Annotated in this window: 15 protein-coding genes; 7 read left to right on the forward strand and 8 right to left on the reverse strand. The window is 66.0% G+C overall.

What is annotated here, in order from left to right; all coding sequences use genetic code 11:
* The first annotated feature begins 229 nt into the window (after window positions 1–229).
* On the forward strand, window positions 230–793 hold the full coding sequence (locus tag V3388_RS02575; RefSeq protein ID WP_336365951.1) for a Yip1 family protein: 564 nt from the start codon (window positions 230–232) through the stop codon (window positions 791–793).
* Window positions 794–800: 7 nt separating this feature from the next.
* On the opposite strand, the gene trhA is transcribed toward V3388_RS02575, so the two are convergent.
* Complete coding sequence (gene trhA, locus V3388_RS02580) at window positions 801–1493, reverse strand: PAQR family membrane homeostasis protein TrhA (RefSeq protein WP_336365952.1); 693 nt, start codon at window positions 1491–1493, stop codon at window positions 801–803.
* A 246-nt stretch (window positions 1494–1739) separates the two neighbouring features.
* On the opposite strand from trhA, the gene wrbA reads away from it, so the two are divergent.
* Window positions 1740–2339: an NAD(P)H:quinone oxidoreductase gene (gene wrbA / locus V3388_RS02585; RefSeq protein WP_336365953.1), complete on the forward strand. Its 600-nt coding sequence runs from the start codon at window positions 1740–1742 to the stop codon at window positions 2337–2339.
* 70 nt (window positions 2340–2409) lie between these two features.
* Here wrbA and V3388_RS02590 read toward each other — a convergent pair whose 3' ends face one another.
* The gene (locus V3388_RS02590) at window positions 2410–3120 is read right to left on the reverse strand and encodes a Crp/Fnr family transcriptional regulator (RefSeq protein ID WP_336365954.1); all 711 of its coding nucleotides are present in this window, start codon (window positions 3118–3120) and stop codon (window positions 2410–2412) included.
* Window positions 3121–3332: 212 nt separating this feature from the next.
* Between V3388_RS02590 and V3388_RS02595 the strand changes: the two genes are divergently transcribed.
* Complete coding sequence (locus V3388_RS02595; protein WP_336365955.1) at window positions 3333–4259, forward strand: AEC family transporter; 927 nt, start codon at window positions 3333–3335, stop codon at window positions 4257–4259.
* 7 nt (window positions 4260–4266) lie between these two features.
* Here V3388_RS02595 and cadR read toward each other — a convergent pair whose 3' ends face one another.
* The 6 genes from cadR to V3388_RS02620 all read right to left on the reverse strand — a co-directional run bounded on the left by cadR (window position 4267) and on the right by V3388_RS02620 (window position 9168).
* Window positions 4267–4731, reverse strand: a complete 465-nt coding sequence (gene cadR / locus V3388_RS02600; protein ID WP_336365956.1) for a Cd(II)/Pb(II)-responsive transcriptional regulator — start codon at window positions 4729–4731, stop codon at window positions 4267–4269.
* A 102-nt stretch (window positions 4732–4833) separates the two neighbouring features.
* Entirely contained in the window at window positions 4834–6363 is a 1530-nt protein-coding gene (locus V3388_RS02605) for an FAD-binding domain-containing protein (RefSeq protein WP_442915600.1), read from the reverse strand.
* On the reverse strand, window positions 6360–6518 hold the full coding sequence (locus V3388_RS16375) for a DUF2256 domain-containing protein (RefSeq protein ID WP_442915601.1): 159 nt from the start codon (window positions 6516–6518) through the stop codon (window positions 6360–6362). The genes V3388_RS02605 and V3388_RS16375 overlap by 4 nt, the downstream gene beginning before the upstream one ends.
* Before the next feature lie 91 nt (window positions 6519–6609).
* Window positions 6610–7551 carry a cation diffusion facilitator family transporter gene (locus V3388_RS02610; protein ID WP_336365958.1) on the reverse strand — a complete coding sequence of 314 codons (942 nt, stop codon included), beginning with the start codon at window positions 7549–7551 and terminating at the stop codon, window positions 6610–6612.
* A 100-nt stretch (window positions 7552–7651) separates the two neighbouring features.
* Window positions 7652–8314, reverse strand: coding sequence for an SCO family protein (locus V3388_RS02615; protein WP_336365959.1), 663 nt, complete (start codon window positions 8312–8314; stop codon window positions 7652–7654).
* Window positions 8311–9168, reverse strand: coding sequence for a cytochrome c oxidase assembly protein (locus tag V3388_RS02620; protein WP_336365960.1), 858 nt, complete (start codon window positions 9166–9168; stop codon window positions 8311–8313). The genes V3388_RS02615 and V3388_RS02620 overlap by 4 nt, the downstream gene beginning before the upstream one ends.
* Window positions 9169–9286: 118 nt before the next feature.
* Here V3388_RS02620 and V3388_RS02625 point away from each other — a divergent pair, with 118 nt between their 5' ends.
* The 4 genes from V3388_RS02625 to V3388_RS02640 all read left to right on the forward strand — a co-directional run bounded on the left by V3388_RS02625 (window position 9287) and on the right by V3388_RS02640 (window position 14803).
* Entirely contained in the window at window positions 9287–10975 is a 1689-nt protein-coding gene (locus V3388_RS02625; RefSeq protein WP_336365961.1) for an HAD family hydrolase, read from the forward strand.
* Between the two features lie 228 nt (window positions 10976–11203).
* Window positions 11204–11920 (forward strand): response regulator transcription factor, encoded by a 717-nt coding sequence (locus V3388_RS02630; RefSeq protein ID WP_336365962.1) that lies wholly within the window; start codon window positions 11204–11206, stop codon window positions 11918–11920.
* An 8-nt stretch (window positions 11921–11928) separates the two neighbouring features.
* The gene (locus tag V3388_RS02635) at window positions 11929–13383 is read left to right on the forward strand and encodes an ATP-binding protein (protein WP_336365963.1); all 1455 of its coding nucleotides are present in this window, start codon (window positions 11929–11931) and stop codon (window positions 13381–13383) included.
* A 160-nt stretch (window positions 13384–13543) separates the two neighbouring features.
* Complete coding sequence (locus tag V3388_RS02640; RefSeq protein WP_336365964.1) at window positions 13544–14803, forward strand: ABC transporter substrate-binding protein; 1260 nt, start codon at window positions 13544–13546, stop codon at window positions 14801–14803.
* Window positions 14804–14848: the final 45 nt, after the last annotated feature.

Below are 14848 nucleotides of genomic sequence, written 5' to 3' on the forward strand. Positions count from 1 at the left end.
CCCCCGCAAAAAATTGAGCTGGATCAAGGCGCCGGCCAATAAGTGCCGTTCTATACCCAAAGAGGTATGCCCCGGCGCCCGCTGGCGCATTAGGGGTAACTCTCTGTTATGAGGCGATTTTTTCGGTGATCGTGGCATCATGGGTGATGCTTGACCGGCCGGGACGGCCGGGCTAAAACCAACAGGAACCCGCCCTGGGGCGGTTCGCGATCAGACAGGAAGGTGGGTTATGACACTGACACAGATCCTTCGCCTGCCGTTTTCCGGCAATGGCCCGTGGTCCGAGCTCCGGCGCCTGAATCTCTCGGTGCCCTTTCTGGCGTGGGTGGTGGTGGTGCCCATGTCGTTCCTGCCGCCCGTGTTGCTCTACTACGCAGGCACTCACTACGGCGACGGTTTCCTGGCCGGCTTCGGCGGGAAGGAGTGGCGGTTTATCACCACCATCCTGTTTCTGGCGGAGCTGCTGACGTTCTTCGCCATGGGCTGGCTGATCCACGCGGTGCTGGCCGCCCATAAGCTGGAGGTGAGTTACCAGGACGCCTACACCCTGGCGGCGATGGCGCCGTTGCCCCTGTGGCTGTCGTCGCTGGCGCTGCTGGTGCCGGTGCTGGCGGTCAGCGTAGTGGCGGTGTTCGCGGGGCTGTTTCTATCCTGCGCGCTGGTGTATCAGGGGGTTCGCTCGATGACCCGGCGCAGTCAGAACGATGTGGTGGCCATGTCCGCCACCTACACCGTCATGGCCGCTTCCCTGCTGGCCTGGGGCATCCTGATGGCGATGGTCTGGGCGTTCTGACCGTGGCTCAGGCGCCGGTGTAGGGCAGTACGCCATAGTAGATGGCGCTGAAATGGCAGGCGCTGCCGCCGATGACGAACAGGTGCCAGACCGCGTGCATATAGGGAATGCGATCGGCCAGGTAGAAGATGACCCCGGCGGTGTAGACGATGCCGCCGGCAATGGTCAGATGCAGGGCCAGGGGGCTTAGGTTGGCCACCAGATCTGAGGACGCGAAGGTAATCAGCCAGCCCATGGCAACGTAGATGCCTACCCGTGCCAGTTTGAAACGGTTTTTGAAAATCACCTTCAGGACCACGCCCGTCAGGGCCAGCGACCAGATCACCGCGAACAGGGTCCAGCCGACGGTGCCGCGCATGTTCACCAGAAGAAACGGTGTGTAGGTGCCGGCAATCAGCAGGAAAATCGCGCAATGGTCCAGGGTCTTGAAGGCCCGTTTGAGCCCGGGGTGTCGGGTGCCGTGGTACAGGGCCGAGGCCAGGTACAGCAGGATCAGCGAGGCGCCGAAAATACTGAAGCTGACAATCTTCCAAACGTCGCCCAGCTGGCTGGCGGCGACAATCAGCGCCACCGTGCCGATCACGCTCAGCAGAGCGCCCAGCCCGTGGGTGGCGCTGTTCAGCCACTCCTCAATGCGGTCGTGCAGGGACTCTATCGTGCCGGGATGCGGGGGTGTGGCAGTGGGGTGTGTATCAGCCATGATCAATATCCGTGTTCGGAAGTGACTCGGGGTGGGCGGGGCTCGTCCATCGGTTGAGCGGACAGCCAGGCCGCCGACGCCGTTCAACTAAGGTACGTCAGCGTACACCTGTACGCAATGCTTCAGGATGAACATCCTGTGACCATGTTCAGAAATTCTGACAGAGCTGTCGGAAATCTTCCGGTTTCCCCGTTCGCCCGCGCGGACTAGTCTGAGAACCATACCTAACAGACAGGAGGTTTACCGATGGCGAAAATTCTTGTGCTCTATCATTCCATGTACGGCCACATCGAAACCATGGCGAACACCGTTGCCGAAGGCGCCCGCAGCGTCGACGGCACGGAAGTGGTCGTTAAACGGGTTCCGGAAACCATGCCGGACGAGGCGTTCCGCAACGCCGGCGGTAAGACCGACCAGGCCGCGCCGGTGGCCAAACCAGAAGAGCTGGCCGAGTACGATGCGGTGATTTTCGGCACGCCCACCCGGTTCGGCAACATGTCCGGCCAGATGCGTACTTTCCTGGACCAGACCGGCGGCCTGTGGGCCAACGGCAAACTGCACGGCAAGGTGGCCAGCGTATTCGCCTCCACCGGCACCGGTGGCGGCCAGGAGCAGACCATTACGTCCTTCTGGACCACGCTGGCCCACCACGGCATGGTGCTGGTGCCGCTGGGCTACGGCATTCCCGAGTTCTTTGACATCTCCGAGGTGAACGGCGGCACGCCCTACGGCGCCACCACCATCGCCGGCGGTGACGGCTCTCGCCAGCCCAGCGAGAAGGAGCGGACCATCGCCCGCTTCCAGGGCAAGCACGTGGCCGAGGTGGCCAAGCGCCTGCACGGCTGACCGAAGCCTGATTAACGGCTCATTTCGCCGCTTGCACCTCTCAGGGCGTCCCATTCGGGGCGCCCTGTTTTTATGTGTCCTTGCGCCGCCGGGCGCCGCTTTTCAGCCGGGAGAAGGTCGCCGGTACAACGCCGAGCCACGAGGCCAACTGGTTGTCCGGTACCCGCTTGACCAGCTCCGGATATTCCTCCACCAGCAGTTGATATCGCTCCGACGCCGACATGGTGTGCTTGCGGTATTCCCGCATACTGGTGAGTTCCGCAAGCTCTTCCGTCAGCGCCAGGGCAAACCGTGGCCACAGGGCCTCACCGTGGCTCTGCACGGCGGCGCGGAAATCGGCAAAGCTGGCCACCCAGACGGTGGCCGGCGTGGTCGATGAGAGACACAGGGTGTTGCGCACTGTCCGGGAGCGCCCGAACACCGGCCACACGAGGTCCCCCTCGGAGAAAAAGTGGTGGATGGCGGTTTTGCCGGCGGGGGACTCCCGAAACAGCCGCAAGATGCCGTACTGAATCAGGTAGACGTTGGCCCAGGGCTCGTCGTGGCGCTCCAGCGCGGTATCGGTTTCCACCCGGCGCTGGTGGAACAGGCGGCCGAGATCCGCCAGGAAACGGGCTTCCGGGGTGTGGGTTTTGTCCGAGGGACGGATGCCGAATACCCGGCTGAGTCCGTTCATCAAGGCGACTTCGGCGGGCGCGCTGGGCTGCTCCAGAATGTCCGGATGCCGTTCGCCCAGCAGGCAAGGCGCGGAAGCCAGATCAGAGCCGAACACGTCGTTCATCGTGCGCTTTCCCCCAGAAATGGTGCCAGAAACGGTGGTCGAAAAAAGTGGATACGGCTGATCCTATCAGAAACGCGAGCCGGCCATGACCTAAATCATTCGCCTAGGTCAAGTTACCGTCGGGGTGGCCTGCGCCGTTTGTCGGAATCGCTCGGCGCCGGGTCGACAGGGTACACTTACCGGCTTTACGAGCCCGCCTGCCCGGAGATGCCATGGCCGCCGCCCTCGCGTTGTTTCTCAAGCTGATTCCGCTGTACGTCACCGTGGCCCTGGGGTGGGTGGCCGGGCGCTACCTGGAGGCCAGCGGCCGGCACATCGCCGGCATCATGCTGTACATTGTGACGCCCTCGGTGGTGTTCTCCGGGGTCATGGCGGCGCCGCTGTCGCCGGAAGTGATCCTGCTACCGTTCATCACCTTCGGCTTTTCCTCGGTGCTCGGGCTGGTGCAGCTTCGCCTGGCCCGCCGGGTGATCCACGATGGCAGCGCCAGCCTGATCCCGCTGTGCGTGGGCTCCGGCAACACCGGGTATTTCGGTGTGCCGGTGGCCCTGCTGCTGTTCGGGCAGGAGGGCCTGGGGCTGTACATCGTGTGTATGCTGGGCACCACCCTGTTCGAGAACTCTGTCGGCTTCTATTTGGCCGCCCGGGGCCGGTATGACCTGAAAGACGCGCTCTGGCGCGTGGTCAAACTGCCCTCGGTGTACGCGTTCCTGGCGGCGGTGGCGCTCAACCTGTCCGGCGTGCGTATACCGGAGATCTTCGTGCCTCTGTTCGATAACCTTCGGGGCGCCTACAGCATCCTCGGCATGATGATCATCGGCATGAGCATCACCAGTTTCCGGGGGTTGGCGGGCAACCTGCGGTTTACCGGGCTGGCGTTCTTCGGCAAATTCGTGATCTGGCCGCTGGTGGCCATTGCCTTCTGGTGGCTGGATGCCAACGTATTCGGCATCTACGGCGAGGCGGTGCACCAGGCCATGTTCCTGATTTCCATTACCCCCATTGCCGCCAACACCGTGGTGATTGCCACCCTGCTGGACACCTCGCCCCGGCAGGCGGCGGGCACGGTTATGCTCACCACCCTGTTCGCCCTGGCGTTCATTCCGGTGATGATTTCGCTGGCGTTCCCGGCACCCTGACCCGGCCCTAGTGGCCGTGGCTGCCGGGAATGTGGTTGTCCCTGGCCGCCTGGTCGGCGGCTTCCTTATCCAGAGCGTCCAGCTCGGAATTCAAGCCATCCAGAATGCCGCACTCGGCCACCGTGCGCGGGTCTGAGCAGGCGTCTTTCAGGCGGGTCAGCACCCGCTCCAGGCTTTGCAACTCACCAATGCGGGCGCGAACGTGCTGCAGATGCCGGGCAATCAGCGCGTCCACCCCATGGCAGTCGGCGTCCGGCTGGTTGGTCAGTTGGATCAGCTCACGGATTTCGTCCTGGGCCATGTCCAGAGTGCGGCAGCGCTTGATGAACAGCAGCCGGTCCAGATGGGCGGGGCGGTAGTCCCGGTAACCGTTCGGGAGCCGGTCCGGTTCTGGCAGCAGGCCGATTTTCTCGTAGTAGCGCACGGTTTCCACGGGCACGCCGGCGCGGCGGGACATGTCTCCGATTTTCATAACGGCCTCGGGGTTCTCAACCTTGGATTCTCTCTCCGGCTCATGGCAGGCGCTCGGTATTCCAGCATACGTTGGCAGCCGGCGCGTGTCGTCTCCGCGCGCTCAGTCATCTCCGAACAGGGACATCTGGCCGCTGTCAACGGCGGGCTTGGGCGGTTTGGGGCGCCGCTGCACCGGTCCTTTTCGGCTGCCGTGTCGCTGCAGGACCCGGTCCGTCTCGGCCTGGCTGACGTGCCGCTGGCGGAACTCGCCAATGGCCCGGCGGGCGGCGCGGGCGGCCTGCTCGTGGTCGCACACCGGCGCCGGGTAGGTGTTACCACCGTAGCGATCCTGCTGGGCGCGGGTCATCAGCCAGGGGGTGTGGATCAGCTCGGCGGGCACGCCCGCCAGTTCCGGCAGCCATCGCCGCAGGAAGGTCCCGTCCGGGTCCAGCTTCCGGCTCTGCATCACCGGGTTGTAGATGCGCAGGGCATTGATGCCGGTCAGGCCGGACTGCATCTGGGCCTGGGGATAATGAATGCCGGGCTCAAAATCGGTGAACTGCCGGGCCAGGTGCAGGGCCGGTTCGCGCCAGTGCAGCCAGAGCTGGTAGCTGGCCACCGCCATCATCATGGCGCGCATGCGGAAGTTGATCCAGCCGTCGTGTCGCAGCGCCCGCATGCAGGCGTCCACCAGCGGCCAGCCCGTTTCGCCCTGGCACCAGCGGTCCAGTCGCTCGCGGTCGTTGGGGCCCGATTTCAGCCCTTCCAGCTCCCGGTGCATGGCCCGTAATTCCAGTTCCGGTTCGTCCTCCAGCTTCTGAATAAAGTGGCAGTGCCAGTGCAGACGGGAGCGGAAGCTGGTCAGGCTCTTCTGCTTGCGGGGCAGGGTGTTGCGGTGTTGCCCGGTGGCCTTGGCCTGCTGGTAAACCGTTCGCAGGCTCAGGGTGCCGAACGCCAGGTGGGGGCTAAGCCGGGAGCAGGCGCGTACGGCGGTCTCCGGGCTCGACATGTTGTACTGATAGCCCACGCAGCGGCGGTCCAGGAAAGACGCCAGCAGGCGCTCGGCCCGGGCGCTGCCGCCGGCCTGCCGGCCCGGGCAGGGGGCCGGGTCGGCCATCGCCGGTGCGGCCCAGCCGTCATCGGTTGGGGGCAGGCCCGCGGGCAGCGGTGGCAGGGCCTTGGGGGCCCGGGTCGGCGTCGCCGACATCAGCGATTGCCAGGCCCGGTCCCACCGGTCCCGGTCCGCCAGGCGTCGGACCACGCCAAACTGTTGCCACTCCTGCCAGTCGACGCCGTGGGACCGGCACCAGGCCTGCACCCGGCGGTCCCGGTCAAAGGTCCACTGGCCGCCCGTTTCCTCATGGCTGAACAGCCGTGTCATACCGGTGGTTCGATGGAGGCGCTCAAGCACCTCCGTGACCTCGCCGGTGGCCAGCCATAGATCACTGCCCAGGGCCCGGAGCTGACGGCGCAGGTCCTGCAGCGACTCGTTCAGGAAGTGCCACTGCCGGGCCGAGGTGTCTGGCAGTTGCCAATAGGCGGGCTCGATCACGTACAGGGGAATCAGGGGCTCACCCACGCGGGCGGCGGCGAGCAGGGGCTCGTGGTCCTGCACCCGCAGGTCACGCTTGAACCAGACCACAGTGGTCATGGGCGGTCGGCCTCGGCGCGGGTGCGCTGGCGCCGGCAGCGTTCGCTGCAATAGCGCACGTTGTCCCAGTCCTTCGCCCATTTGCGCCGCCAGGTAAACGGGCGCTGGCAAACCGGGCACTCTTTGCTGGGCAGGTGGGGTTTGTGGTGTGCCATGGCTGGGGTTCCGCTACCGGAGATTCCGTGACCGCTGTTGACGCAGGTTACGTGCAACGGCGGCCGCGGGATCACCCGGCCCCACGACGGCTCAGCAGTGCGCCGCGTTCGGGCAGCCGCTGGGCGCGCGCTCCCACTGGATGGTGGTGTGGCGGATGTTGAAATCGTGGGCGAGCAGGTGGTTGGCCTGTTCAATGACCTCGTCATCCTTGGCCGGGTCGGGCTTGACCAGATGCACGGTCAGGGCATTTTCCGTAGTGCTCAGGGCCCAGATGTGCAGGTGGTGCACCGAGTCCACGCCGGGCAGCTCGTTCAGGGCAGTGGACACGGCGTCCGGATCAATACCCCGGGGCACCGCATCCACCGCCAGGTTCACGGAGTCCTTCAGCAACTGCCAGGTACCAATGAAGATCACGGCGGCGATGGCCAGGCTGACCACCGGGTCAATCCAGTTCAGGCCGGTGCCCATGATCAGCAGGCCGGCAATCACCACGCCGACGGAGACGGCGGTGTCCGCGGCCATGTGCAGGAACGCGCCCCGAATGTTGAGGTCGCCCTCCTGGCCCTTCATGAACAGCACCATGGTCAGGCCGTTGATCAGCACGCCGATGCCGGCCACCACGATCACCGTGGTACCCGCCACCGGCGCCGGTTCCGCGAATCGGCGGATGGCTTCCCAGGCAATGCCGCCGATGGCCACCATCAGGAACAGGGCGTTGAACAGGGCCGCCAGAATGGTGCTCTTCTTGAGGCCGTAGGTGTTGCGATCGGTGGCCTTGCGGCTGGCCAGCCAACTGGCCACCCAGGCCATCAGCAGGCCGAGGACGTCACTCAGGTTATGGCCGGCGTCCGCCAGCAGGGCCAGGGAATTCGACAGCACGCCGTAGACCGCCTCAATCACCACAAAGGTGATGTTCAGGAGGACGGCGATGGCAAACGCCTTGTTGTAGGACGTGAAATGATCGGCGTGGCTGTGGCCGAGGCCATGACTATGGCCGTGATCGTGGCTGTGCCCGTGGTTGTGACTGTGCATGGCGCCTCCGGTGGTTGGGTCTGCACACGGTGTTGAATGGATGGCGCCGATTAAAAACCCTGTAGTTGATACAGAGTCAACCGGTAGGCGGTGCGGAGTATCAGCGTCGCGCCAGCGTCGCCAGATCTTCCTGTAATGCCTTCGAGCCCAGCCTGGCTGGCTGCAGCAACAGGCGGGCCTTGCCCTGGCCGTCGAAGGCGTACACCGCGCTGCTGTGGGAGACCTCGTACTGGCCGGCGGCATCGGCGTCCCCGTAGCCGAAGGTGGTGCGGTAGCGCCGGGCCAGGGCCCGAAGCTGGGCATCGGTGCCGGTCAGGCCCTGAATGCCCGGGCCAAACGCGCCGGTGTAGGCAGCCAGCCGGGCTGGGGTGTCGCGGTTGGGGTCCACGCTGACAAACAGCACCCGGTAGCGCGCCCGCTGGGCCTCCGGTAATGCTCGCAGGGCGCCCTGAAGGTCCGCCAGGGTGGTCGGGCACACGTCAGGGCAACTGGTGTACCCGAAGAACAGAAGGCGCAGCTGCCCGGCGCTGTCCGATGCGGTGACGGTGCGGCCCTGGGTGTCGGTGAGTTCAAATGCCAGCGGCGGCATCAGGCCATCCAGCCGGGTGCCGTGCCAGGTGGCTTCCTGGCCGGAACAGCCCGCCAGGGCCAACAGCAGAATCAGGCCGAGTCCAGAGCCACACCCAAACCCGGCCCGCCAACGGGATAGCCCCGGGCGCGCCGTGTGTTCAGGGGTGGGAAACCGGGTGATCGGTTTGGTCATGGCAGAGGCGCCTCCGTCAGGTAAGGGGCGTGGCGTCGGGCGTCGTCGTGGAGGGCGCGGCGCACCAGCAGCAGAATGCCCAGCACGCTCATCATCGCCGGTGGAATCCAGGTCAGCAGCCCGCCCAATAGCTGGTCTGTCGCCGGGGCCATGGGCCAGGCCCGGCCGCACACTTCGTAGACGTCATAGACGGTGCCCTGACTGAACACAATCCAGGCCCCCAGGGCCATTTGCGGAATGGCCACCAGGGCGAGAATCAGAATGCGCCGGCCATAGCCCAAGACGCCGGCCACCCGTTGGCCGGTGGCGGACCAGGGCGAGCGCGGGTCCAGCACCAGCCACCAGAACAGCAGGCCGTCCACCAGCATGCTCGTGTTCATCAGCCAGTACAGCGGCCGGGACAGCATGGCGACAAAATGCACCGGCGGCCACAGCCACAGGTAAATCAGCCCGACAAACAGCACCGGCGCCACCACCGGATGCTGCAACACCCGGTACGCCAGGATCAGCGGGCGGGCGCGACGGCGCAGGCCCGCTGGCAGCCGCCCGTGCCAGTAACGCAACACGGGCAAAGGGTTGGACAGCACCATCAGGAATGGGCCGAGGTGATGGAGCACCAGGTGCTGACCCCGGTGCACGAAGAACATGTATTGGGCGTAGTAATCAAACCGGGTCTGCATCACGGCGTAGCACAGCGCCAGGCCCAGCCAGAAGGTGAGCTGGCGCAGCCATCCCGGGCCCGCGCCGGGCGGCAGGTTCGCCGCGGCCCAGGCGTAGCCGGCGGCGGTGAGGGCAAACGCCACCAGCGCCAGGGGAGAGGGGTCGTAGGGCAGAATCCAGGCCAGGTCCGGCATCGGTCATGTCCCGTGTGCAATCCCGCCCGAGCGGCGGTATCTTCTGGAACAGATACCCTGAGTCTTGACCCGGGCCCGCCGTAATGCAAGAACGGCCCGCCCCGCAATGGAGGCGCCCATGGCGCGATTCAACGATTCGGTCCCGGTGCCGTCGGTGCTGATGTTCGACTGGCACGGCACCCTGGTGGACACCCACGACGCCATGTTCAGCGCCATGGAAGACATGCTGCCTCAGCTGGAAGACCTGGGGCTGGTGTCTCGCCTGCTGCCGGAAGACCAGTGCCGCACCCCGGACGACGCCCGCCTGGTGCGTTACATCCGCCTGTTCCGCCGCCTGCACCCGCGCATTCTGGCCGAGCGCCGGGTGTCCCGCACCGACATCTTCAACGCCATCTTCGGCGACGACCGGGAGGCCCGGCTGATTGCCCACCGGGCCTACAACGCCGCTTATCGCAAATATTTCGGCCAGGTCCGGCCATTCCAGCCTGGTGCCTATGAGTACCTGCGGGCGCTCAAGGCCATGGGCTTCCGGCTGGCGGTGTGCACCAACCGCAACCGGGAGTTCCTCGACCAGGAGTTGCGCACGGTTGACGAAGGCCGCTGGCAGGGGCTGTTTGACGCCACCGTCTGCGCCGACGACGTGACCGAATACAAGCCGGACCCGGAGGTGATCCTCCGGGGCCTGGCGCAGCTCGGCCTGCCCGCCGACGCCCGGGCCTGGTACGTGGGCGACAGCTTCGTGGACATGCGCACCGCCTACAACGCTGGCGTCAGCGGCGTGTTCTTCAACGGCGCCGGCTGGCCCCAGGACCGGATTGACGGATGGTTCACCCGCCGGGACGCCCCCGCCGCCATCCTCGACACTTTCGAGGACCTGATGGACCTGCTCGCCCTGCTCGAACGCCAGCACCCGGCGGCGTTTGCCGACACCCCGGCCCGGGTCCGGCCCCGGGCCTTCCCGCCACCGGAGCGGCCGGAACCCCGCATAGAACCAGACTGGCACCCGGCCGTGGCCCGGTTGATCCGGCCCTCGGTGATCCTGTTCGACTGGCACGCCACCCTGGTGGACACCCTGGACGCCATGTACCACGCCGTGGACGACATGCTGCCGGAGTTCCACACCCTGGGGCTGATGGAGCGCATGCTCGCCCCGGAGGACAGCAAAACCCCGGAAGATGCCCGCCTGGTGGCTTACGTGCGGGAATTTGCCCGCCTGCACCCCAAGGTACGCACCGACCGGAAAATCTCCCGCACCGACATCTTCGAAGTGCTGTTCGGCGAAGACCAGGCCGCCAAACAGGTAGCCCACGAGGCCTTCAACCGGCATTACCGGAACCACTACGGCACCGTGGAAGCCTTCGAACCCCGGGTCCGGGACGTGCTCGAAGGCCTGCGCCAGATGCGCATCCAGGTGGGAGTGATCACCAACCGGGACCGGGAGTTCTTCGAACACGAGCTGGACGCGGTGGACGGCACCGGCTGGACCGACCTGTTTGACGTGGGCGTGTGCGGCGATGACACACCCCTGCGCAAGCCGCACCCGGACCAGCTCCTGCTGGCGGTGCAGAAACTCGGCTACCCGGCGGACCCCAGCGTCTGGTACGTGGGCGACAGCACCACCGACGTGATCGCCGCCAAACGGGCGGGTTTGACCTCGGTGTTCTTCAACGGCGCCCAGTGGGACCAGCCCTGGCTCAACCGCATCTTCCCCGGCACCCACAAACACCCGGACAAGCCCGATGTGGTGGTCAACGATTTCTCCGAGTTCTGGGCGCTGGTGCTGGCCTGTGACGTGGGACCGCCGTAACATGCGGACTGTCACAGAGCCATCGGACAGGCCTTTCCAGAACCGTCCTCCGCCAAGGGTGGAGTGCGAAGCACTTCACGGGCAAGTCAGGGACGACTTGCCCAGGACCATTGGCGCGACGCAGGAGCGATTAGCGCCAAAGGGCGGAGGCCGAGCTTACATGGACGTATTTACAGCGGGTTCTGGAAAGGCCTGTCCGATGGCGCTTCCACGGATGAGTAGGGGCCTATGACTGACCAGAAAGCGTCCATTCTGGTGGTGGACGACGACGCCGCCATCCGCGAACTGCTGCACGAACACCTCACCCGGGTGGGCTACGACGTGCGCACCGCCGCCGACGGCGACGCCATGCGCGAAGCCCTGGCGGCCCAGAACGCCGACCTGCTGGTGCTGGACGTCATGATGCCCGGGGACGACGGCTTTACCCTGTGCCGGCAGATCCGTGAGCACTCCCAGGTGCCCATCATCATGCTCACCGCCAGCTCCGACGAAACCGACCGGGTGGTTGGCCTGGAACTGGGCGCCGACGACTACCTGGCCAAACCCTTCAGCGCCCGGGAACTGCAGGCCCGCATCAAGGCCCTGCTGCGCCGGGCCCGCTTTGCCCAATCGGACAACCCACGGTTCCTGCAGTTCGACCGCTGGCGCCTGGACACCCTCGCCCACGAACTGATCGACCGGGACGGCAACGCCACGCCCCTGTCCGGTGCCGACTTTGCCCTGCTCAGCCTGTTCCTGCGCCACCCCAACCAGGTGCTCGACCGGGACACCATCTCCGACGTCACCCGGGGCCGGGAATCCTTGCCCCTGGACCGGGTGGTGGACGTGGCCGTCAGCCGGCTGCGTCAACGCCTCGGCGACCAGGGCCGCAACCCGAAACTGATCAAGACCGTACGCGGCGCCGGCTACCTGCTGGCGGCCACGGTCAGCCCCGGGAGCGAATAGCCGTGCCGATGGGCCAGAGACTGGCCGCCCTGTGGCGCCGCTGGCTGCCGTCGTCCCTGCTGGGCCGGGTGCTGCTGCTGACCCTGCTGGCCATGGCCGCCGCCCAGATTGTCTCGAGTGCCGCCTGGATTGCCACCTTCCGGGCCCAGCAGGTGGAAGGCCTGGTGGCCACCACCCGCAACCTGGCCCAATCCGCCGCCGCCACCGCCCGGTTCTTCAACTCCCTGCCCACCGAGTACCGGCACATCGTGCTGGACCAGCTGCGCAACATGGGTGGCACCCGCTTCTTCGTGTCCCTGAACGACAAGCTCATTGCCATGAAACCGCTGCCGGACAGCGACCGCAAACGGCTGGTGACCGCGGAAGTCCGCTCCGTACTGCACCGTCGCCTGGGCAACCAGATCAACCTGCACGTGGAGTTTGTGGACCCGGCGGACGTGCGCATCCTCAACAGTGAACTGCCCCTGGACGCCCTGCCGCCCTCCTGGGCCCACTACGCGCTCACCCTGGAGCCCCTGAACCCGCCGGTGCTGGTGACCCAGATTGAAGTGTCCGAGGGCGAGTGGCTGTATCTGGCGGCCGCGCTGCCGGCACCCTATGTATCGCTGGATGACGAAAGTGTGCCGGACCAGCAGATCCTGTTCCTGGTGGTGATGATTGCCGTACTGTTCCCGGTGCTGGCCTGGCTGATCCGCCAGCAGACCCGGCCCCTGCGCAAGCTGGCCAAAGCCACCCGGGACCTGCCCCTGGACGACAGCCAGCCGCCTCTGGCGGAGCAGGGCAGCGCCGAGATTGTCGCGGTCACCCGCAGCTTCAACGCCATGCGCCGGCGCCTGCACAGCCACATGCGGGACCGGGAGCAGCTGTTCCGGGCCATTTCCCACGACCTGAAAACCCCCATCACCCGCCTGCGCCTGCGGGCCGACCTGATTGACGACGACACCATGCGCGCCCGGCTGGAGGGCGACCTGATGGAGCTGGAGCTGCTGGTAAAGGGCGCCCTGCAGTCCCTGAAGGACACCGACATTCACGAGAACGTCGAATCGGTGGACATCGAACGGCTGGTGGCCCGCATGGCCGAGGCCTACCGGGACGGCGACGAGGCCCTCGTGACCGTCCGCGGCCACAGCCTGCCTTACCGGGGCAAACCCCTGGCCCTGTCCCGCTGCCTGGGCAACCTGCTGGACAACGCCGTCAAATACGGCGAGCGGGCGGTGATTACCCTGGAGGATTCCGCCGACCGACTGCGCATCCGGGTGGACGACCGGGGCCCGGGCATCCCGGAATCCGCGCTGCCCCACATTTTTGATCCCTACTATCGCCTCGACCGCCAACACCAGGAAGGCCATGGACTCGGGCTTGGCATTGCCCGCAACATCGCCCACAACCACGGCGGCGAACTGGCGGTGGACAACCGCCCCGGCGGCGGCCTGCGGGTGACCCTGGACCTGCCCCGGCGCTGAACCGTCGGCCGCCCGCGCCCCTCATGTAACAGGACGGTTACATGGGTTTTTCAGTTTGATACGTCCGCCGCCCGCGCCTTGCCCTAGACTCGCTGTGTGATCCTTGACCGGTTGCCCTCGCGCTGCCGGTCGTCGCTGACAAAAATAACAAGGAGTCTGTATGAACCGCATGACCCGTACCCTTGGCGCTCTCGCGCTGACCTCCGCCCTGCTGCCGGTTGGCAACGCCCAGGCCGGTGAGGTGGAAGTGCTGCACTGGTGGACCTCCGGCGGCGAGGCCCGCGCGGCCGCCGCCCTCAAGGAGATGATGGAAGAGCAGGGCCACACCTGGAAAGATTTCGCCGTGGCCGGCGGTGGCGGTGAGGCCGCCATGACCGTGCTCAAGACCCGAGCCGTCTCCGGCAACCCGCCCGCCGCCGCCCAGATCAAGGGCCTGGATATCCAGGAGTGGGCCAAACTCGGCTTCCTGACCAACCTGGACGACGTGGCCCAGCAGGAAAACTGGGACCAGCTGATTCCCCCGCGCATCGCCGACGTGATGAAGTACGAAGGCCACTACGTGGCGGTGCCGGTGAACGTGCACCGGGTCAACTGGCTGTGGGTGAATCCGGAGGCGCTGGCCAAAGTCGACGCCAAGGTACCCACCACCCTGGACGAATTCTTTGCCACCGCGGACAAGCTCAAGGCCGCCGGCATCATCCCCCTGGCCCACGGCGGCCAGCCGTGGCAGGACGCCACCGTGTTTGAGGCCGTGGCGCTGGCGGTGCTCGGCGCCGAGGACTACAGCCGTGCGTTCGTGGACAACGACATGGACGTGATCAACAGCCCGAAGATGGAAGAGACCTTCGCTCAGTTCGCCAAGGTCATGAGCTACGTGGATGACAACGCCGCCGGCCGTGACTGGAACACCGCCACCGGCATGGTGATCAAGGGCGAAGCGGCCATGCAGATCATGGGCGACTGGGCCAAGGGCGAGTTCACGGCGGCTGGCCTGACCGCGGGCAAGGATTACCTGTGCGCGCCGGCGCCGGGCACCGCCGGTATCTTCAGCTTCAACGTCGATTCCTTCGCCATGTTCAAGCTGAACAACGAAGACAACGTGAAGGCCCAGAAGGACCTCGCCCGCACCATTCTCTCGCCCAAGTTCCAGGCCGTGTTCAACAAGGCCAAGGGTTCCATCCCCGTGCGCACGGACATGGACATGGCGAGCTTTGACGCCTGCGCCCAGGATTCCATGGACGCCTTCAAGTCTACTGCCAAGAGCGGGGGGCTGGTGCCCAGCGTGGCCCACGGCCTGGCCAATACCAGCTACGTGCAGGGTCAGATTTTCGATGTGGTGACCAACTTCGCCAACTCGGACAATCCGGACCCGGCCGAAGCCACCAACCAGCTGGCGGCCGCCATCCAGGCTGCCCTGTGACCTGACCGGGGCCACCGCAACGGTGGCCCCGCTGATGCTTCCGGA

This window comes from Marinobacter sp. C2H3 (assembly GCF_037080155.1).
In the GTDB taxonomy this organism is placed as follows: Bacteria; Pseudomonadota; Gammaproteobacteria; order Pseudomonadales; family Oleiphilaceae; genus Marinobacter.